19 protein-coding genes and 1 pseudogene are annotated in these 21,045 nt (G+C 41.5%); 7 read left to right on the top strand and 13 right to left on the bottom strand.

What is annotated here, in order from left to right; all coding sequences use genetic code 11:
• The 5 genes from CXF88_RS07655 to hemC form a co-directional block, all read right to left on the bottom strand.
• Positions 1-1,737: retention module-containing protein (locus CXF88_RS07655; protein ID WP_157822784.1), on the bottom strand; the 1,737-nt coding region annotated here is incomplete at its 3' end.
• A gap of 442 nt (positions 1,738-2,179) precedes the next feature.
• Positions 2,180-3,349 (bottom strand): heme biosynthesis HemY N-terminal domain-containing protein, encoded by a 1,170-nt coding sequence (locus tag CXF88_RS07650; protein ID WP_101086287.1) that lies wholly within the window; start codon positions 3,347-3,349, stop codon positions 2,180-2,182.
• Positions 3,346-4,596 carry a uroporphyrinogen-III C-methyltransferase gene (locus CXF88_RS07645; RefSeq protein WP_101086286.1) on the bottom strand — a complete coding sequence of 417 codons (1,251 nt, stop codon included), beginning with the start codon at positions 4,594-4,596 and terminating at the stop codon, positions 3,346-3,348. Before CXF88_RS07645 ends, CXF88_RS07650 begins: the two co-directional genes overlap by 4 nt.
• An 85-nt stretch (positions 4,597-4,681) precedes the next feature.
• On the bottom strand, positions 4,682-5,401 hold the full coding sequence (locus CXF88_RS07640; protein WP_101086285.1) for a uroporphyrinogen-III synthase: 720 nt from the start codon (positions 5,399-5,401) through the stop codon (positions 4,682-4,684).
• A 25-nt stretch (positions 5,402-5,426) separates the two neighbouring features.
• A complete protein-coding gene (gene hemC, locus CXF88_RS07635; protein WP_101086284.1) occupies positions 5,427-6,356 on the bottom strand; it encodes a hydroxymethylbilane synthase in 930 nt (309 codons plus the stop codon).
• Positions 6,357-6,628: 272 nt separating this feature from the next.
• Between hemC and CXF88_RS07630 the strand changes: the two genes are divergently transcribed.
• Positions 6,629-9,088, top strand: a complete 2,460-nt coding sequence (locus tag CXF88_RS07630; protein WP_101086283.1) for a class I adenylate cyclase — start codon at positions 6,629-6,631, stop codon at positions 9,086-9,088.
• A 70-nt stretch (positions 9,089-9,158) separates the two neighbouring features.
• On the opposite strand, the gene cyaY is transcribed toward CXF88_RS07630, so the two are convergent.
• Positions 9,159-9,494 carry an iron donor protein CyaY gene (gene cyaY, locus CXF88_RS07625; protein ID WP_101086282.1) on the bottom strand — a complete coding sequence of 112 codons (336 nt, stop codon included), beginning with the start codon at positions 9,492-9,494 and terminating at the stop codon, positions 9,159-9,161.
• A 282-nt stretch (positions 9,495-9,776) separates the two neighbouring features.
• On the opposite strand from cyaY, the gene lysA reads away from it, so the two are divergent.
• From lysA to CXF88_RS07595, 5 genes are all read left to right on the top strand, one after another.
• On the top strand, positions 9,777-11,021 hold the full coding sequence (gene lysA / locus CXF88_RS07615; protein WP_101086280.1) for a diaminopimelate decarboxylase: 1,245 nt from the start codon (positions 9,777-9,779) through the stop codon (positions 11,019-11,021).
• Positions 11,022-11,061: 40 nt separating this feature from the next.
• Positions 11,062-11,889: a diaminopimelate epimerase gene (gene dapF, locus CXF88_RS07610; RefSeq protein ID WP_059747101.1), complete on the top strand. Its 828-nt coding sequence runs from the start codon at positions 11,062-11,064 to the stop codon at positions 11,887-11,889.
• A gap of 110 nt (positions 11,890-11,999) precedes the next feature.
• Positions 12,000-12,626, top strand: a complete 627-nt coding sequence (locus CXF88_RS07605) for a DUF484 family protein (RefSeq protein WP_174839667.1) — start codon at positions 12,000-12,002, stop codon at positions 12,624-12,626.
• Between the two features lie 135 nt (positions 12,627-12,761).
• Positions 12,762-13,661, top strand: a complete 900-nt coding sequence (xerC, locus tag CXF88_RS07600) for a tyrosine recombinase XerC (RefSeq protein WP_101086279.1) — start codon at positions 12,762-12,764, stop codon at positions 13,659-13,661.
• On the top strand, positions 13,661-14,401 hold the full coding sequence (locus CXF88_RS07595) for an HAD-IA family hydrolase (protein WP_101086278.1): 741 nt from the start codon (positions 13,661-13,663) through the stop codon (positions 14,399-14,401). Before xerC ends, CXF88_RS07595 begins: the two co-directional genes overlap by 1 nt.
• On the opposite strand, the gene CXF88_RS07590 is transcribed toward CXF88_RS07595, so the two are convergent.
• The 6 genes and pseudogenes from CXF88_RS07590 to CXF88_RS07565 all read right to left on the bottom strand — a co-directional run bounded on the left by CXF88_RS07590 (position 14,381) and on the right by CXF88_RS07565 (position 18,571).
• The gene (locus tag CXF88_RS07590; protein WP_101086277.1) at positions 14,381-14,896 is read right to left on the bottom strand and encodes an ATP-binding protein; all 516 of its coding nucleotides are present in this window, start codon (positions 14,894-14,896) and stop codon (positions 14,381-14,383) included. The two genes, CXF88_RS07595 and CXF88_RS07590, sit on opposite strands and share 21 nt — an antisense overlap.
• Positions 14,897-15,016: 120 nt before the next feature.
• Positions 15,017-15,478 (bottom strand): annotated as a pseudogene (locus CXF88_RS07585) (hemerythrin domain-containing protein); the annotation flags it as partial.
• Between the two features lie 166 nt (positions 15,479-15,644).
• Entirely contained in the window at positions 15,645-16,928 is a 1,284-nt protein-coding gene (locus tag CXF88_RS07580) for a kelch repeat-containing protein (RefSeq protein WP_242445112.1), read from the bottom strand.
• 53 nt (positions 16,929-16,981) lie between these two features.
• A complete protein-coding gene (locus tag CXF88_RS07575; RefSeq protein ID WP_101086275.1) occupies positions 16,982-17,305 on the bottom strand; it encodes a hypothetical protein in 324 nt (107 codons plus the stop codon).
• Positions 17,306-17,339: 34 nt separating this feature from the next.
• Entirely contained in the window at positions 17,340-18,086 is a 747-nt protein-coding gene (locus CXF88_RS07570; RefSeq protein ID WP_101086274.1) for a hypothetical protein, read from the bottom strand.
• Positions 18,083-18,571 (bottom strand): RNA polymerase sigma factor, encoded by a 489-nt coding sequence (locus CXF88_RS07565; RefSeq protein ID WP_101086273.1) that lies wholly within the window; start codon positions 18,569-18,571, stop codon positions 18,083-18,085. The genes CXF88_RS07570 and CXF88_RS07565 overlap by 4 nt, the downstream gene beginning before the upstream one ends.
• Before the next feature lie 135 nt (positions 18,572-18,706).
• Between CXF88_RS07565 and CXF88_RS07560 the strand changes: the two genes are divergently transcribed.
• On the top strand, positions 18,707-20,140 hold the full coding sequence (locus CXF88_RS07560; protein ID WP_101086272.1) for a S8 family serine peptidase: 1,434 nt from the start codon (positions 18,707-18,709) through the stop codon (positions 20,138-20,140).
• Here the strand turns inward: CXF88_RS07560 and CXF88_RS07555 are convergent.
• Positions 20,137-21,042 carry a surface lipoprotein assembly modifier gene (locus tag CXF88_RS07555; RefSeq protein WP_101086271.1) on the bottom strand — a complete coding sequence of 302 codons (906 nt, stop codon included), beginning with the start codon at positions 21,040-21,042 and terminating at the stop codon, positions 20,137-20,139. The genes CXF88_RS07560 and CXF88_RS07555 overlap by 4 nt on opposite strands.
• Between the last annotated feature and the right edge of the window lie 3 nt (positions 21,043-21,045).

Here is a 21,045-nt window from a genome sequence, read left to right as displayed (position 1 = left end):
AACTACATCAATGGTAGGTGCATCGTTGGCTGGCGTTACATTAATAGTTAATGTCGCTGTTTCACCAGTGTTAGTAGTGTAAGTAATAACAGGAACTGTACCGTTCCAGTTTTCATTTGGGGTGAAGGTATAAGAGCCATCTTCATTGATGATCAGTACACCGCCCTCAAGTGTGACTTCTGTGCCGGCAGTATAAGTTTGGCCGTCAACTTCAAATGTCACCACGCTTAAATCTGAATCAACATCACCGTCGTTATCTAATACGTTACCCGTTGCTACACTGTCTTCAGCAACAGTATTGGTATCGTTGACCAAAAAGGACGCATCATCAACTGGGGTGATTTCAATAGTTAATGTAGCGGTAACACCAGTATTGGTGGTGTAAGTAATAACAGGAACTGTACCGTTCCAGTTTTCATTCGGAGTGAAGGTATAAGAGCCATCTTCATTGATGATTAGCACACCACCCTCAAGCGTGACTTCAGTGCCTGCAGGATAGGTTTGGCCGTCAACTTCAAATGTCACCACGCTTAAATCTGAATCAACATCACCGTCGTTATCTAATACGTTACCCGTTGCTACACTGTCTTCAGCAACAGTATTGGTGTCGTTGACCAAAACGGACGCATCATCAACAGGGGTGATTTCAATAGTTAATGTAGCGGTAACACCAGTATTGGTGGTGTAAGTAATAACAGGAACTGTACCGTTCCAGTTTTCATTTGGAGTGAAGGTATAAGAGCCATCTTCATTGATGATCAGTACACCGCCATCTAGTGTGACTTCAGTGCCGGCAGGATAGGTTTGGCCGTCAACTTCAAATGTCACCACGCTTAAATCTGAATCAACATCACCGTCGTTATCTAATACGTTACCTGTTGCTACACTGTCTTCAGCAACAGTATTGGTGTCGTTGACCAAAAAGGACGCATCATCAACTGGGGTGATTTCAATAGTTAATGTAGCGGTAACACCAGTATTGGTGGTGTAAGTAATAACAGGAACTGTACCGTTCCAATTTTCATTCGGAGTGAAGGTATAAGAGCCATCTTCATTGATTATCAGTACACCGCCATCTAGTGTGACTTCAGTGCCGGCAGGATAGGTCTGGCCGTCAACTTCAAATGTCACGACGCTTAAATCTGTGTCGGCATCGGTGTCATTAGCTAACACATTGCCAGAAGCAACTTGATCTTCGCCGACTGTAATAGTGTCATTTAATAATACTGATGGGGAATCATTTTCAGTAAGAGCTTCTTCTTGAATGACTGCTGTTGGGGCAGCAGCTTGTCCGGTTGTGTCGTAGCCAGAATCCGCAAGTGTTTCGTCACCATCTCTTGTTACAGCAACATAACCAAAATCACCTTGGTTGGCCGTTGGGGTGCCAGCCGCGGTTTCTGGTAAATCTGCAGTTGGGTCTTCTCCAGACGCAATCAATGCCTGTAAAGCTTCGATTTCATCTAAAGCTTGTTGATCTGCTACTTGTTCAACAACGGTATCATCGATGTTATCGGCTAATGTATTAATCGATTCGTCATTAGGAATGTTAGCGCTATTAAAAATAGTGCCGTCATCAAACGTAATCACGAAACCAAGGTTATTACTGCTGGCAACTATTGCACCAGTCGGCACAACTTGACCGAGTTGTAGTTCCTTAGTTTCATTGTTAATCGTTATTGTTACTGAACCTTCCGAAGCAGAAAGTATTCCATTTTTTGACGTAGTCATTGATCCCATTTGAAGCTCCCAACAGCTTTAATACACTTATAATACCAATACATTAATATGCATAATATATGCATAATATATGCATAATATATGCATAATATATGCATAATATATGCTTAATATATGCTTAATATATGCTTAATTAAATACTAGTATTAACATTAAAATTAATTTAGACACAATATGTTAATAATATCATCCGCTGCTAAAGTAGTCAATTTTTTGACGTTGTACCAACGTTAAATATATTATTGAAAATAGAGTTATAAAATAGATAAATACCATAGAGCATAAACTGATACCACACGTTTCTCCGTCATAAAAAGTTCACAATTAAGGATTAGCTCTACCACCATTATATCGGCAGATATAACATAAAATGAACAAATTGATGACAAAAAAGCCTGCAAGATTGCAGGCTTTGGGTGTGTACAAAAATAATACTTATTGTTTACAGAATATTAGCTGCATTGCGATAGCTATGAGCCGCTGTCGAATTTTCGCCTAACTGTTCTTGTGCTTGGGCTAAAGCCAGCCATGATTGATGGGTTGGTGCTATGCGACATACATTTTGCCAATGAATTTTGGCTTGTTTAGTATCCCGACTCTGAATCGCTAGTCTTGCAAGGCACATTTGATAGTCAGCATCATTTTCATGAGTGGTTTCTAATTTACTGAGTAATTTACGTATATCTTGATCTTGAGCGGTAATTAAGTCAGGTATTGCTGTAAACAACGCTGCTGATGGCGAAGCATTGAGTTGTTTATTAATTAACTTTAGCGCTTGATCTTTATGACCATACTGAATAAGTCCATGAGCATAAGCTAATATAAGTTCATCCTCTTTACGTTCTGACTTATTTAACCAATGCCAACATTTAGTTAACTCAGCTTCAGATACTTTTGCTGCATTGATCATTAAAATACTGTTGGTCTTAGTATTTAATTGGTTGAACTCTGTTTCAGCTAATAATTGACGCTTTTTAAGAATTGGTAACAACAACTTCAATGCCTGCCAATCGTGTTGTTGTTGATATAATTCTTGTGCCAATTTAAGCACTGGGGAGCTACTTTTGCTTGTAGGGTTCAGCTTATCTAATATTGCACGGGCCTTAATCAGTTCACCTTGTTTCATTAAATAACGGGTACGCGAAGTATAAACCGCTGTTTTTGCAATTGGGTTTTTCTCAGCTTGAGTTAAATAATGATCGCGAGCTGTAATATCACCTTGATAGTGTGCCGCTCTAGCTGCTGCAAATAGATTTAATACCGGAATTTCACCTTTTTCAGCCCCTTTTGCCATGGCTTTTTCTGCTGCTGACCAATCTTCTTCTGCCAACGCTAAAGCGCCGATTAACGTATGTTTTTTAGCGGCTTTTCTCCGCCATTGCTCAGGAAGATATCGGCTACTTAATACGATATTTAATAACAAGATGATTAACCATTCGAGTAATTGCAGCGCAAAATAAAACACAATTAAGCCAACAACACCTGTCACTAAGCTGGTTTCTATCTGATAGTCACCCATCGCGATGTAAATGTAACCGCTTTGCCCAATAATGAGTGGACTAAGACACAGTCCAATTAAAATGAGAACAACATAAACTAGCGTCTTAATCATTGCGTAGGCTCCCCAGTAGGCATAATTTCACCATAGATAACCAGTTGCTGCAGTAGTGGCGATGCTTGAAATTTATTGAGGGTAATCTTCTCGATGTTAACTTTGGCAAGCTTATCTAAAGACGCAATCATTGTTTTGGTCTTTGGATCACTTAAGTCAAAATACTGTTGTAACCACTTGTCTGCTAATGAAATAGATTGTTGATAATTCAGTTGATCAAATCGGTACAATGCTAATTGTGCTTGCAATAATTTGTTGCGAATATTTTCGACCAAATACCATTGCTGCTCAGGTGATAATAGTGGTTCTAGATCAGTAGTACGTTTACGGATAGTGATAAAGCCATCAGTTAAATCGTGCCAAGTTCGGGCCAAATTCTGTTGCCAGTCATCAATTGAATCAGTTACTTGTTGAGTGCTTTTATTGTCAGCAAAATTTTCATCAACACGATTTAATGGTAATTGTGTTAAGCCATCAATAAGGGTATCTAAGTCAAAGATAGTATTAGTGATGTCAGTCGTTTTTAATGCTTTAACTTTGGTGATGTCAGCTGCTAACGCTTTGCGTAATACTGTTAATGCAGGATCTTTCATCGCACTAATGCGTTCATCTGCCGATTGTAATAAACCAATAGCGGTTTGTGGATCGTTTTCTAACCACAGTTTTCTACCCGCCATGCGTACAAGGTATTCAGCTTCTGATGCCATCCAATGGTTAGGACTGCGCTGTGCAATCACCGCAACACGCTCTTGCAATTGTTTATTCGACTGCTGCAGTTGGGCTAATTTCGCATAAGCTTTGGTATCATTCAGTTGTTGTTGCTCTAACGTGCCAATGCGTTTATTCGTTGCCATTGCCGTTTGCTGTAATTCATATTTTAACGATTTATTTTGGGTTACTTGCTCAGAGATATTTTGCCCTAACTGAGTTTGGCCATTACTTTGTTGATCCAGTTGCAAATACAGCCAATAACAAGCTGCAATAGCCACTATTGCTACGAGTAAACTGAACAGTACTCCAAGACGGATCCACCAAGAACTAGGTTTCGCTTTGCGTCGACTATTATTGACAGGTGAATTAGCAGAGGAGTTTGCCTGGTTATTATTGGTTTTGCTGTCAGCAGATTTTTGGCTGGTTGCATTGCCTTTTTTGGTCTGTGTCGGCTTTTCTACAGGAGTTGGTGCTGGAGAAATAACTTTCTCATCCTTGTGAGCTGGCGAGTTTGGATCTTTTTTATTGTTTTCCATGAACAGTCCTTGAAAGCAAAAATACAACCAATAAAAGCAATATTAATAAATGCGTGTCGATGCAAGATAACAATACAATAACAAATTATAACGCAAGACTCGCTAGTATAGCTTGAGTATTTGCTCCATTTGCATTGGTAATGTGGCTTAAGCCCATTGCTTTTGCTTGTAATTCGACGCGATTACTGGGGACTATAATATGACATGCACGTAGCCATGCAAATAATTCTTTTGGTACAAGCTCAACTAAGTTGGATAATATTTCACCGCTGGTGACAACGATGGTGTCAATTCCAAACGATTCCCACTGCTGAGTTATCGCTTTAGCGTCAAGTTTTGGTATGGCTCGTTGATAGACTTGCCAATAGTTAACATTGGCGCCTCGCAGTCGTAACTGCTCCGCAAGTGTTTCTCGTCCGCCTAAACCCCGAACAATGATAAATGACTGTTTATCGACATTCTGTAATTGAGCTAGCGATAATAAACCTTCACTATCTTGATTGTCTTCAGGTGAGGTAAAAGCATTGATATTGTATTGAGCTAGGCTATCTGCCGTAGCTTGACCTACTGCAAAATAACGACAATGAGTCGGAAATTGTTGTTGTAATTTTTGCGCAGCAAAGTCCACTGAATTAGTGCTAATAAATAGTAAGTTGTCAGTGTTATTTAAGTGGATAGGATCGAGTTGTTCTGTGGTTTCTACAACCGATAATAGCGGAGTAACAAGATAAGCAACGTCTCGCAGCGAGAGTTGCTCTTCCATTGCTTGATTGCGCCCTTGTGGGCGCGTTAACAAGACTTTCATGGTCTGTTATCTTGATGACACAAGATTAACTGGCATACACGGCATCTAAAATCGTTTTAGCACCGCGACTCAATAAATCCTCTGCCAGAGACTCCCCAAGTGTCACCGCATCAGTTTTAGGCCCCGAAACAGTGCCTGTGATTATTTGGCTGCCATCAGGATTACCAACTAAACCGCGTAGAGTTAAGTTATCACCGTTTATTTCAGCAAAAGCACCAATAGGGACTTGGCATCCACCTTCTAAACGAGTATTCATTGCTCGTTCAGCAATTACTCTATAACGGGTTTCTAAATGTTCAAGGGGGGCTAATAAGGCTTTAACGCGCACATCATCAGTACGGCACTCAATTCCTACCGCACCTTGGCCATTTGCTGGCAATGATTCTTCGGCAGAAATAAAGTTAGCGATACGTTCATTTAGTTTTAAACGAATTAATCCGGCAGCAGCTAAAATAATGGCATCATAATCACCACTGTCTAGCTTGGCTAAACGTGTACCGACATTTCCGCGTAAATCTTTGATAACTAAATCAGGACGAGCAGCTCTAATTTGGCACTGACGGCGTAAACTGGATGTACCTACCACCGCGCCTTGTGGCAATTCGCTGATAGATTTATAACTGTTAGACACAAATGCATCACGTGGGTCTTCACGTTCACAAATCACTTGTAAGCCCAAACCTTCTGGAAACTCTACCGGTAAGTCTTTCATGGAGTGCACTGCAATATCGGCACGATTTTCAAGCATGGCAACTTCCAGCTCTTTAACAAACAGGCCTTTGCCACCGATTTTAGCTAAAGGAGTATCTAAAATGACATCACCTTTAGTACTCATTGGTAATAACTCAACGGTTAGTCCAGGATGAATACGCTCAAGCTCAGCTTTAACAAATTCAGCTTGCCACATTGCAAGTGGACTTTTACGTGTTGCGATACGAATTATATTTTCAGACATGGTAGTAGATCCATCAGATAGCCTCATTAAGGTAATGCTATCATCGCTCAAGCTTTGATGTAACAAATCGATGGTAATTGTTTGAAGTGTGTAGGGCTTATTTTTGATTACTATTGTTTGTTAGTGACGAGTTAAACAAAAACAAATGTTGCGACGATCACTATTTAAGCAAAAATGTGATCTTGATTGGCAATAATGGCCATTAACGGTTAGTCTTTTATAATGAGTAGTTACCAGATAGTTGTATTAGAGAAAGAAAAAGGAAGTCAGCCTTGACCGATAAAACGGCACATTATCAAAAGGATTTAGCTGAAAAACTAAATTGCACCAGATTAGCTCGAGCACTTAATGTACTTACTAATTTGCAGCAACATTTATTTCATCTTATTCCCTTCCTAATACACCATAATCAAATTGATGTTCCCGGTATTATTGATCCTGACACACCGTGTGGTGTCCACGGTTTTATCTTATCAGATGCGATAATTTCAGCATGTGATTTCTTATCTTTATCTATTCCTGAGACAAACCAGCCAAGTGATTGTGTTTTTGAAGGCGTATATGCCATGGGAAGCACCGCTAGTTTTGGGCAGAACCCACAAAGTGATGTCGATATATGGCTGGTTTACAATAGTCAATTGACTCAAGAGCAGCTTAAATTAATTGAATATAAGAATAAACTCATCAGTGACTGGTTTGCAGGTTTTGAGTTTGAAGTGAACTTTTATCTGGTGCATCCGATGCAATTTAGAGAATGCAGCGCATTTGATAATTGTCAGCCAGTAGGATTAGAACATAGTGGCAGTAGTCAGCACTGGCTATTATTAGAAGAGTTTTACCGTTCTCACATTCGGCTCACAGGTAAAGTTGTTGCTTGGTGGCCCGATGCCGACAGTCAAAATACAGAGTCTGATGCCAATTTACTTTATCTTGGCGATATCAATTCTTTGCCAGCGGCAGAATATTTTGGCGCCTCATTATGGCAACTGTATAAGGGGCTTAATAAGCCTCATAAAGCATTATTAAAAGTGTTGTTGCTGGAAACTTATGCCTCGGAATACCCCCATACAACACTGATTACCCAACAACTTTGGCAATATTGTGAACAACAAGATTTTAGTGTTGATAACGATGCTTACTTACTGCTTTATCAGCGTATTGAAGCCTACTTGATTGCTCAAGGTGATGACAATCGTTTAGAAATTGTCAGGCGTTGTTTTTACTTAAAATCTGGTGTCACGTTATCGTGTTTATCACCTCATAGTGCAGCGGACTGGCGGGTAGAAAAAATTAGCTCTCTGGTTAAGCAGTGGACATGGAGTCATGAGTTGGTGGCCACATTGGATAATAGCCCTCATTGGCATGCAGGTCAGTTAAAATGGTTCAATCAGCAACTTAGTGAACTGTTATTAGTCAGTTATAAGAATCTATTAAAATTTGCTTCAAAACAAACGCTAAGCGAACGTATGCGGGTTGAAGAATTAGGCTTGTTGGCGCGTAAATTACACACTTATTTCAGTGAGGATGAACATTTATTACAGCCTCTGAACCGCTTGTGGAGTTTATCGACTGCTGAAAAATCGTTGACTATCTTTCATTGCAAGCAAGCATCACGTTTTTATTTATATCGTCAAGCTTATATTGAACAGGATCCGTCTCAAGCTGTTGTGCACAATCAAGGAAATGAGTTCGATAATCATCCTATTCACGATGCGGATAATATATGCAGTTTAGTTGCCTGGTCAGTGTTGAATGGACTCGCAACGGTAGAGACTAAATGGTTTCAAGTTGGACGAGGTAAAAGACGGACTGATAAATTAAGTTACCTAACGCGTAAACTTATCCCTGTTATGCACAATGTACCAACGGTCTATAAGCGTGATTTATGTGAACCATGGTGCTATCAAAAAATTGTGTTGATTACCAATATGGATAAAGATCCGACCACTCAATTGAATGAACAAGAACTGATGTTGGAACATGTTAATGCCAACATTCTATCCTTCGGCCAGACAAAAATTAGTATGTTGTCATCGGTGGCGGTTGTTTGTTTAAACAGTTGGGGAGAATGGCAGAGTCATCGTTTTAATGGGAAAACCGCATTGCTCGAAGCGATTTCATTTATTATTTTGGGACTAAAACGTTCAAATGAGCAAGTTGATTTATCAATTATTAGTTGCTCGGCAAAATTAAAACAACCGATTTTTAATCAACTTAAAACCTTACTGTTACGTTGTTATGGTTTAATGAAAAAGGTCAATCAGACAAATACATTGATGCATCCGATAACGATAGGCGATCAACATTATAGTATGCATTTCAATTCATTAGGTATGATGTATCGTAAAATTGATTCCACAACAGGTACAGAAAATCTTAATTCGTCTGTGTTGCCGTATGCTGATTTAGCTGACCATTCCCATTTGAATGCGCCATCGGTGATCCAAAAGTTCATCGCCATGGGGGCGAAGCAGTATTTTTTACGCGAACGTCTTCAAACGCTCGATGTGTTCATTGCAGACGAGCATAATCAGCTTGAACATTTACAATACCAACACACTAGTATTAATGATTTTGTTGCCAAAGAAAGTCATTTGTATGTATTCGACGAGCAAAAGCAACGATCCCCTGTGTTTAATATGCCGCAGTTTTTTCAGCTTGTGGATATTGAAGGCAAGTTAACGGTAATGCCTTTTGGTTTGTCAGTAGATGAGATGGGCTCAGCATTTTAAGCAAAAGCCCAATCTCAATGACAATTAAATGACTAACTTAGTGCTATCACACACTAAGTTCTTACGAGGTTTATGCGTTTATCTCGAGCAAAATGCCACTTTGTTTATTGATGGCATCAATCACAAAAGACATAAATTCCAAGCCATTACGGGTATCTAACCATTTACCATCTTTGTAATTAAAGTGATAACCACCTGATTTTGTCGCCAGCCAAATTTCATGAAGAGGCTCTTGTTTATTGATGACGATTTGCGAACTGTCTTCAAAAGCCAGCTGTAAAACATTGCCACTGGCGTTGATATCAACATCGGCATCTTGCTCGTCAATCGCTTTTTCTACCGCGTTCTCTATTTCGCCAAACATTTCATCGGCTAATCGATGAAACTCAGTATCTGTAATAGCCATGTATTTCTATCCTTTGCTTTCTGCGTTATGAATGCGATTATAAGACCATTATTCACTAGATGCACAGATGTTGAAAAAAATGAGACTGCTTTTATTTATTATGCTTGCTAGCCTATTCGTAACCGCATGTGGTCAAAAAGGCGTTTTATACAAAACTCCCGAGCCGGTGGCCAATAAAGTCGCCCCAAAACCTGCTAGCACTGATGTGCTAAAGCAAACTGAGGAACTCGACTCTCAACCTTCAACTTCACAACAAGAATAGCATTTATAAGGGACCGCATTTTGGATTACTTTTCATATCAAAATAATTCACTATTCGCAGAAGACTGCGATGTAGCAAAACTGGCCAACACTCACGGTACGCCGTTGTACATTTATTCTCGTGCCACATTAGAGCGCCATTGGCATGCTTTTAATAATGCCGTTGCTGACCATCCGCATCTTATTTGTTATGCAGTGAAGGCGAATTCAAACCTTGCAGTATTAAATGTATTGGCTCGCTTAGGCAGTGGTTTTGATATTGTCTCTGGCGGTGAACTCTCGCGTGTGCTGCAAGCTGGCGGCGATCCTAAAAAAGTGGTTTTCTCTGGTGTGGGTAAAACCGTTGCCGAAATGGAGCAAGCTCTGAATATTGGCATTTACTGTTTTAATGTCGAGTCAAGTGCCGAACTTGAACAACTTAATGACGTCGCGAGGCGCTTGGGTAAAGTGGCACCAGTTTCATTACGCATTAATCCAGATGTTGATGCCGGTACGCATCCATATATTTCAACAGGTCTTAAAGAAAATAAATTTGGCATTGCCATGGAAGAAGCCGAAGTGGTGTTTGCCCGTGCAGCAGAATTAACCCATTTACATGTTAAAGGTGTGGATTGCCATATTGGTTCACAGCTCACCGAAATAAAGCCATTTTTAGATGCTATGGACCGTATGCTTGCATTGATCGATCGCTTAGGCGAGTTAGGCATTCAAATTGAACATTTTGATGTGGGTGGCGGCTTAGGGGTAACATATAACAATGAAACTCCGCCACATCCAGACGTATATGCTGCAGCATTACTTGATCGCTTAAATGGCCGTAAATTGAAGTTAATTTTTGAACCAGGTCGGGCCATTGCAGCCAATGCGGGTATTTTTGTCACTCAAGTGCTTTATTTGAAAGAAAACAGTGATAAGCGTTTTGCCATTGTTGATGGTGCAATGAATGATCTTATTCGCCCATCGCTGTATAGCGCATGGCAAAATATTATTCCGGTACAACAAAATGATGCGCCAACCTTTGCTTATGATATTGTAGGTCCAGTATGCGAAACGGGTGACTTTCTGGGTAAAGACAGACAGTTAGCGGTTAAATCAGGCGACTTATTAGCGATACGCTCAAGTGGCGCTTACGGTTTTGCGATGGCCTCAAATTATAATTCTCGCCCAAGAGTGGCTGAAATTATGGTTGATGGTGGTAATGATTTTGTTGTTCGTCAGCGTGAAACGCTAGAGCAACTTTGGCAAGGCGAACATTTATTGCCATAGGCAGTAAGCTAGCGGCATAACGTTTTATAAGGAAACTTTTGTGATCCATTTCACTAAGATGCACGGACTGGGTAATGACTTTATGGTCGTTGATGGCGTAACACAAAATGTGTTTTTTTCGCCTGAACAAATTCGCCGTCTTGCCGATCGGAATTTTGGGATTGGTTTTGATCAACTTTTGTTGGTTGAGCCGCCTTATGATCCAGATTTAGATTTCCATTATCGTATTTTTAATGCCGATGGCAGTGAAGTTGAACAGTGTGGCAATGGTGCTCGCTGTTTTGCTCGTTTTGTTCGCAATAAAGGTTTAACGCAAAAGAATAAAATTCGCGTGAGCACTAATTCGGGTAAAATAACTTTACGCATTGAGCGCGATGGTAACGTGACCGTTAATATGGGCGTTCCCGTTATCGAGCCAAGCCAAATTCCATTTAAAGCTAAAAAAAGCGAAAAAACCTATTTATTGCAAACGCCGATGCAAACTTATTTATGCGGTGCCATTTCAATGGGTAATCCACATTGTGTGATTGAAGTGGAAGACGTGCAAGCCGTTAACGTAGATGAAATTGGCAGTAGCTTGACTCGTCATGAGCGCTTTCCTAAAGGCGTGAATGTTGGCTTTATGCAAGTGATTAATCCTGGGCACATTAAGTTACGTGTGTATGAGCGCGGCGCCGCAGAAACCTTAGCATGCGGTACAGGAGCATGTGCCGCGGCAGCGGTTGGGCAATTGCAAGATAAGCTCGATAAACAGGTGAGAGTCGATTTACCAGGTGGTAGCTTAATCATAAATTGGGAAGGCGAGGGTAAGCCGTTATGGATGACCGGACCGGCAGAACATGTATATGATGGACAAATACAACTATGAGTGACATTACCTTAAAAGACAGTGTGACTAATGTAGGCGCTGACAATACGGTTAGCAGTGAACAAGCAAAAGATATTAATTCAATTGGACAAGATCTTGGCATCGACATGATGGCTAGCCTACAACAAGCTCCGTTTGATGAAATGTTGATCCGCGAATACTTATTGGACAATCCTGACTTTTTTAATCGTTATCCTGAGTTATTAGTGGCCATGCGTGTACCGCATGCGGAACGTGGCGCGGTATCATTAGTTGAACGTCGACAAGAATTGTTGCGTCAACGTGTTAGCCAGCTAGAAGAAGAAATTACCTCGTTAATGAATATCGCCACTCATAATGAGAGAATATTCAAATATAATACTGAGTTGTCGTTTAAAATGCTTGCGAGCCAAGATTTGGGTGAGCTGCGTTTAGTGTTGTCAGAAGGATTAAAAAACGAGTTTGGCTTTAGTCATGTCAGATTAATTACTGTGCACGATATCGACAGCGAATTAGCTAAAATTTGGCGTCATCGGGTTCAAAGTGGTTATTATTTTGGCCGGTTAACTCAATCAGAATCCAAACGTTTGTTTGGTAGTGAAGTTGGTTCTGTGGCATTAACTAAATTATCTGATGAAAATGGCCAAGTGATATTTGCTATAGCCAGTAAAGACCCAACGCATTTCCATCCTGATATGGACTCATTGTTATTCAGTCAGTTGCGTCGTTTATTAGATCATATGTTGCCGAAAATGTAATCGTTAAGCTAAGAGTATTGTTGAGAATACACGGATTACGTCAATCGTTTGTAACTGTTTTAAACGAGTATTCTTGAGCGATGAAATAGGCTCAAATGACGGCGGTCTTAGTCGTTACAATCTGGGAGTATCTTGATGAAGCCAACTGACTGGCAAGCGATATTTAGCCAACATTTGTCTTCAGAAAGACAGCTCTCTGCTTATACCGTACGCAACTACCTGTTTGAATTACGTCGTGTCGAAGACATGTTAGCTGAATCAACTCAGCTGATTGACGTTAGCCGTGATCAGCTGCAAGCAGTACTGGCTACATTACACCGTAAAGGGCTGAGTCCCCGTTCATTATCTTTGTGTTTGTCTGCCTTAAAACAATTTTTTGATTTTTTGCTGCGCGAAGATGCTGTCACCGTAAACCCGGCACAGACGTTAAGCGCACCTAAACAAAATAAACCCTTACCGAAAAATATGGATGTGGATGCTGTCAGCCATTTATTGTCCATAGAAGGTGATGATCCTTTGAGCTTGCGTGATAAAGCCATTATGGAATTATTTTATTCAAGTGGTTTACGTTTAGCGGAGTTAGCCAGCTTAGATTGCGTTGACATTAAGTTTGATCAAAGCGAAGTTAAAGTGATGGGTAAGGGCAGTAAACAGCGTGTTGTGCCCATTGGCCAAATGGCATTAACCGCGATCAAAACGTGGTTGGATTGCCGTAACCAGTTACCTTGTGCAGAAGCTGGGGATGCGTTATTTGTTAGCAGCCAAGGTAAACGATTGTCACATCGCAGTATTCAAGCGCGCATGGCTAAGTGGGGCCAAGAACAGGCCATGGCGGTAAAAGTTCACCCACATAAGTTGCGTCATTCGTTTGCAACCCATATGCTTGAATCAAGCCAAGATTTACGTGCAGTACAAGAATTACTTGGTCATGCGAACTTATCGACTACACAAATTTACACCAGTTTAGATTTTCAACACCTTGCTAAAGTGTACGATAACGCGCATCCAAGAGCGAAAAAAGACAGGGGGAAATAATGACTTTGCAATTGCCTAAAGCTTCGATGATCCAATATCAGCGCCTACAACCTTTTAGCGCGATTAGTTTTGATTTAGACGATACACTTTACAATAATCTTCCTTATGTAATACATGCCAGTGAGCAGCTGTTCTCGTTAATTAATCAAGCCTATCCTGCCACCACTGCATGGGATACTGCTCAATGGCAGCAACTCAAACATGCACTGTTCAAACTACATCCAGAGTTAGCTCATGATACCAGTGCAGCACGCTATGCCATGTTGCACCAAGGTCTTTTGCACTTTGGTTATAGTGAGACTGAAGCCAGCCAAGGTGCACAAGATGGCATGACATGCTTTCATCATCATCGCAGTGATTTTACTATTGATGATAACGTGCTGGGATTACTAGAACGCCTAAGCCAACGGTACCGACTAATCGGCATCACTAATGGTAATGTCGACACCCAGCGCATTGGGTTAGGTAAGGTGATGCAGTTTGTGCTACATCCTGGCCATGGGGTTAAAATGAAACCTGCCGCCGACATGTTTAGCCTTGCTTGTCGTCAATTAGATATTAAGCCGTCGGCGTTATTGCATGTGGGCGATCATCCGTTGTCTGACATTGCTGGAGCTAAAATGGCGGGGTGTCAAAGTGTGTGGCTAAACCCCTGTATGCAGCAACGGCATAAAAAGGCGCAACCGGTATTACCGCATATCGAGATTAACCAATTGGATTTACTGCTTCAGTTGCTTTAGCTTGAGATCGATTCCGGCTTTTAGGCTCATTTGTTCAACTTGCTCACGGCTAGCATGCATATCGGCATCGCCAACTCGAAAATAGGTACCACTGTAAGGATCGGTGCCAACATAAATAGGTCGGAGTTTTACGTCGACGCAGGGCACATGAATTCTGATCAGCTTTTTAGCCATAATTTCGATTATTTGTACGTCGGTAGGCGCTAAAATATTGTGACTGATTTTTTTGGGGTCATGTAAAATTGCCCAAATTTCACTGAGCATTGGCATTGGATTAATAATGCCCTCAATCGTAAACTCACCTTGTTGTTCTTTTACCCCTAAAATAATTTCCCCGCCTAAGGTGTTAGCAAAAGCACTATAGCTTTCCCACATGCCTTCGGGCAACATTCCATTACCATCTCTTCCACCTGCTAACTTAAATTCAACTTGGGCAGATTCATGTAAGTTTGCTATGTCGTCTAGGGCAAAGGTTGGGTAATGATGAGGTGACATTTAGGCTCCATATTGAAGTACGGTAAACTCATTATGTACTGTATTAAGTTTCGCAAAAAAAAGGAAGCAAATCCGTAAGGATGATCTCGAAGTTGCTTCAAAATGGGGAACCTAGGAGCATTATAGTGCTAAAGCTTTTGGGAATAATAAAGTGTTTTCAATCTCTATATGGATTTGCAAATCGGCATCAAATTCAGCCAAGGTGCGATAACACGCTTGCCACGTATGGCAAACACCTGCAGGTGGCGTGTAGTTATTGGTTAAGTTTCGAATGGTTTGCAACATGTGGTCTGCATTATCGTGTTCATGCAACATCATGTTGATAGGATTACTAATATGACCAAAGCATCCATCAACAGTTTTGCCTAAGCTGAGCGATTTAATCGCCGGAAATAAAATGCGTTCTTCTTTCATTAAGTGCGGCATTAATTCGGCAATTAACTCATTAACCGCATGTGCCAGAGGCTTTATCTCGCTGTGATCATCACCGTGTGCGCGAACCATTTTATCTGTGTATTCCACTAATAATGGGGCGGTTTCACGAATGTATTGATGATGAGTCGCTTCAATATGATCTATCAAATCAATTAATGATAAGTGCTGTAATGCGGGTGCTGCTTGTTCGGTTAACATGGCAATTCCAAAGGTGCACATAATTTACATGTATTTTATGTGCATCTTTAACAATGCTCAATTTATTCACCACTAATCTGTTAGCTAACTCACACATTAATTGAAAATTGATACGTTATTGAGTACAAGACTCGCCTTGCGCCAAAGTGCTTAGCAGTACTTTTGAACTGACTTTTTGTTGCTGTAGCATACCGCCGACTCTTAATAAGCTACCTTGCCAACACACTAACCCACGGTGATCCATGCTTGGCTGCGATAGTGTCTGCGGTGCGAGCCACTGCTTGGTAGCCAAGTCGAATCGATAACCATAGGCGTTTGGTTCGCTAGGTTCACCGTTATAACCAATACCTGAATAGTTATACGGATTATCACTTCCGCCTAAAAATACAATTTGGCCACCAGTTGCTGTTTTAATCCCGGTAGCAGCCATGCGGTAATGAGCTGTAGCAGTTGCAGCTGTGTTTGATTTGGCAGTGTTTGCTATTGCTTGGTTTACGTTTGATTCAGTTATTGTAGATTTACTTGCGTTGATATTAGCCGCGACAGAGTAATGCGGCAGTAATTGCCAATCAATTCGCAAATGATTATCTGGATTGACCTCACCATACAAACACACGGGTGATGCTTGGTAACTGCGGCGCGCGTTGATATTAGCTTGTACTTTTACGCCGTCGCATAATACCAGCTGATTACCTACCATTCCTACTGCTTGACCAAATACAGCCGGTGCTGGTATTGGGCTCGCTTGAGCCCAAGTGTTGGTCTGGGTGTCATACACTTGGACTAAATTGACGTTGCCGTCGTTGTGCCAGCCGCCAAATAAATAGATGTAACGCTGTTGATATGCTACTGCAGTGGTGTCATCAACAGCCACTGGCATGTCGGCAATACGAGTATATTGATTGGTCTTAATCGAGTATTGGTAATTATCAATTGTGCTAATTTCGTCATGATTGTCGGCCACGGTATAACCGCCAAACACATACGCCTTATCGTTAATGCCAATCGCAATCGATGCCAGCCTGCCCGCTAAAGGCGCAATATGAGGTACCGGCTTAATAGTTTGCCATTGGGCATTAGGGGTGTTTAAATTTAGTGCCCATGCCTTGTTATGTACAGCTTGATAATCTTTAGCTTTACCTAGCCCCATAAAGCTCAACAAGTAAGTGTGTTTATCGCTTTGCACCAACGCTATTGCGTTGTTGGTTACCGCTTGTGGCAATGGTGTTATATCGGTTGCTGCTGCATAAGCTGGTGTAGCAACAACTATTAATCCTATCAATGATCCTGCTAACCTACCCAATGTTGAGTTAATCATAGCGATATTGTGGTTAGTCGATTTTGGTCGTTTAACGGAGATACGAATGCGCAAAGAGAGTTGCTCGATTAGGCGAGACATTGTGTGTAAAATCCTTTATGTGCTTTATGGATAGCAATAGAGTGTAAACCAATTTATGGTTTTACTCCTGTGCCCATGCGTATTTCGATGACCTTTTCAACGCGCGATGGCGTGGTTATTAGCCCGCTTTGTTCGACAATAATAAACCAATCGTAACCTTGTAGCTCAGTTAACATTGATGCTTGTGTTAATGCGTAAGCATCGATATTGGTTTTATTTTTACTGATAATATTGAGCATAAAATAATTGTCAGTTATTTTATGCTCAATATAGCGATAGCCATCTGCTTGAGTATATTTGACTCTAGGTGTTGTATTTACACAACCGCCCACTAGCGTAACGAGTAATACCGCGACAATGGCGCCAAGTTTATACATGTCCATAACCTTTTAGGTAAAAATTCATAGCGAATTAGTCTGTTAACTCGCTAAGTATTTGCTGTTCTTGTGCTGTTGTTAATGGCGCGCCAACCATAATATTGTCGAGTAAGCTATCAAGTGCAGAACCGCCGCTAGCCGTTTGGTATTCAGCTTGCTGATCTTGGCTAATAGTATATTCAATATTAGCGACTTGTTGCCATTGCTCCTGCTGCTGACAGGCAATATTTTCGCTACGCAGGCTTAGGTCTTGCAAACCATACTGGCGACAAAAATCTCCCTGTTGATTATAAAAACTGAGTTGAATAGACATGATGCTGTCATCATCTAACAATGCAATAACACCGCTTGGCAAATGCGTTAGTTGTTCTGTTATGGTTGGGTCTATGCCTGCCGTTGTGGTATTGGTCTGTAGTGGCGTGTCTAGTTGATACACGCCATAACCCGCTATTAGCGCGATAACCGCAACTGCTGCAGCATATTGTTGCACCTGTTGCTGTGCTTTGCGCCACCAAGGAAAGGCTACAATGTTACTCTCTGTAGCGCTAGGCTCTTCAAACGGTGCACTAGGCGTTTCAAGTAGTGTGCTAATGGCTTTTGGAACGGGCTGTTGGTCAATGGCTTGATAGAATGTTTGTACCATAGGATCAACCATTGCCAGTTCTGCTAAACGTTCGGCAACCGCTTCATTATCGGCAATCGCTTGCCTGACTTGCTCCATGTCTTGCTCTGGTAGTTCTGCATCTAAAAAGGCTGATAAGGTTTCATCGCTGAGGTTCATGCCATGCTCCCGTTAGGTTGTTTAAAAAAGCTGACCATGTTGGATCGAGCTCTTGCTAGGCGGCTCATGATTGTTCCTGTTGGAATGGCGAGTATCTCAGCCGCTTCGCTGTAGCTCATGCCTTGTACAGCAATTAACGATAATACTTCACGCTGATCATCAGACAAATTGTTCATCGCGCTATTCACCTCACCTAAGGTGATATCGTTAATGATGTCCGCTTCACCGTCGGTGTAATTTTCTGCCTGCAGTTCTGGTTTACTGGTGGCTAAGGTGCGTACTTTTTGTGAGCGATAATCATCAATCCATTGATTTCGACATATCTTAAAGGCCCATTTAGCTAACAGAACATCTTCCGGTGGCGGCGATTTAAGTATCCGTAATAAGGTATTTTGCACCAAGTCATCGGCATCATGCATTGAGCCCGTTAATGAGTAGGCAAAGCGTCTTAATGCTGGTAGCAGTAGGATTAATTCGGGTTTCATATTTAGGGTATACTCCTCTTTACCCTGATAACGGTTCAATGGGCAAAGTTATTCCAACATGGAGGGAATTTTTTTTGTTGTCAGACGTTTTTATCTTACACACTATCAGCGCAGGTAGATAAATCAATGAGAACAATGACAGCATATTCACTCGCATTACTGAGTTTAACCCTCATACCTTTAGTGTCTTACGGGCAATTATTGTCTGTGCCAACACTTCCTGCTGCAGTGATAGATAAACTCGATCAAAGCGTAAGCCGAAGCGCCGAGCGCTTACAAGCACTGAAGCAGCAACGTTTGCTGGAGCAGCAATTACAGCAAACATTAGCGCTAAAGGCGACATTGTTAGACCCCTTATTACAGTTGCCTGCTGTAGTGCCTGTGCTAAATAGCGCAGGTCAGCCTGTATGGAACGATATTGAAGTTGAACATGGTTTACGCGCCGTTGAGCGTGAATGGCTATTGTTAATATCCATAGCACAATGGCAACAGCTGTTAACGACGACTCCTGAGCTGGAAATGTATGTGCAAAGCCGCACTGAACTGGCAATGTTAGGCTTACAGTTGGTTAAAATACAAGTACCGATCGAGCTTGATAGCGTTGATGCATTACGCAATACCTTACCTACACTACTGGCACCTTATTTAAACAGAAATTATATATACCAGTCGCAAGCGGCTAATCAAGCAAGCACAGTTACGGATGCGCAGGCGAGTACTGAAACGGCTATCCAAGCAGACAGAGCGACAACGGATCAGATAACGGCAGTGCAGCAAGTGGTTTCAAGTGAAACGACAGCGATGTGCGATAGACCGATAAGATTAGGCATGATAGATACCGCGATTGTGCCTCGGCATAAAGCGCTGCATATAGCCGAAGATCGCTTAGTATTGATCCAACAAAATTTTCTTACTGATGACATCCCATCTTCATATAGTCACGGAACCGCAGTGGCAGGCGTATTAGCGGGTAACAATGATCAACTTAAGCCGTTGTTACCGTCATTAACCTTATACAGCGCAGGAGCCTTTTATGCCCAAAATGCGTATCAACAAGGGGCTACACTCGACAGTATCTTGCAGGCGTTAAATTGGTTAGTAGGTCAACAGGTGCGGGTGATCAATATGAGTCTGACTGGACCAGATAATCCAATATTACATGAAGTTGTATCTCGTTTAGCTGAAACAAAGACCATTTTAGTGGCTGCAGCAGGTAACGGTGGGCCAGCCGCTAAGCCATTATATCCAGCTGCATATTCTGACGTTATTGCCGTCACTGCGGTAGATAAACAGCTGGGATTATATCGTTGGGCTAATCAGGGGGATTACATTGATTTTGCGGCGCAAGGAGTAAAGGTGTTGACTACCCGAGCAGATGGAAGCGTGGGTATTGAAAGTGGCACTTCAATGGCCACGCCCGTTGTATCGGCCAAAGTGGCCTGTATGCTGGCTGCAACACCAGAGCTGCTATTGGAGCAGGTGTTGCTGCAATTACAGCAGCAGGTGATTGATTTAGGCGCACCAGGTAAAGATCCACAATTTGGTTATGGGGTACTAACACGCCCTTAAAAACTGGCTTGTAACATCAGTCCTGCTCGTGTTTCATCATAATCCGCACTGGTCAAGATTGACTGATAGTCACCATATTCAACGGATGTCAGCAGCGCAAAAGTGGAATTAATATTTAACTCCCACTTAGCATCAATGTGTTGATGTATATCGTTACGTTTATTATCGTCAATGGCCAAAGCATAATCTCTTTGAGTTAATTTCATTCCTAGTTGAATTTTTTGTACAACGTGCCATAAATTAAATTGATTAGACAAGCGGATATTCATACTTTTAGCGCGATAGCTAAAGGCTTTATCAAGTGTATCTTCATCCTCATAAGTTGCGCCTAATGAGATAAAGCGTTGGCCCTGGTGAAAAAACCAAAATGAATCGATATTAGCACTTTTATTGCTAGCGTCACGCGATTCAAACTGAGCAAAATCTTTGTCGGCATACACTACGCTGGGACGAATAAACCAGCTGTCGCTAAGATTATGCATGGCATACACGCTAAATTGGTTGAGCGCTAAAAAATCGCTGCCATCTAAATCAGCTTGAGCCAGATAGACACTGCTGCCCAATGTTAGATTATCAAAGGCATAGCTCGCATCGATAAAAGCCAGCTGTAAGCGACTGTCATAAGCACTGGCATTTCGATAGCGTTTGTCATTAATACTATAGCCACTGTCTAGGCGGACATTGTCGCTAACTTGCCAAGCTGCATTGATTTCTCCCTCTAAAACCGTCGCCGTATCCGACTCACCACTGGCTTGTTCAAGTTCACTGATGTTGACGTTAGACTGGTATTCCATACCTGCTTTTAGCTTACCGTTAACGGATAGGGTTTCTGCCGCTACTCCCATATGAGCGCAAGCCAGTAGAAATAGTGTACAGGTAACGCGAGAGTGTAAAGTCATCATAAG

The organism is Shewanella sp. ALD9 (genome assembly GCF_002836315.1).
Lineage (GTDB): Bacteria > Pseudomonadota > Gammaproteobacteria > Enterobacterales > Shewanellaceae > Shewanella.
The sequence above is the reverse complement of the archived record's forward strand: the minus strand, read 5'-3'. Positions and strand labels throughout refer to the sequence as shown.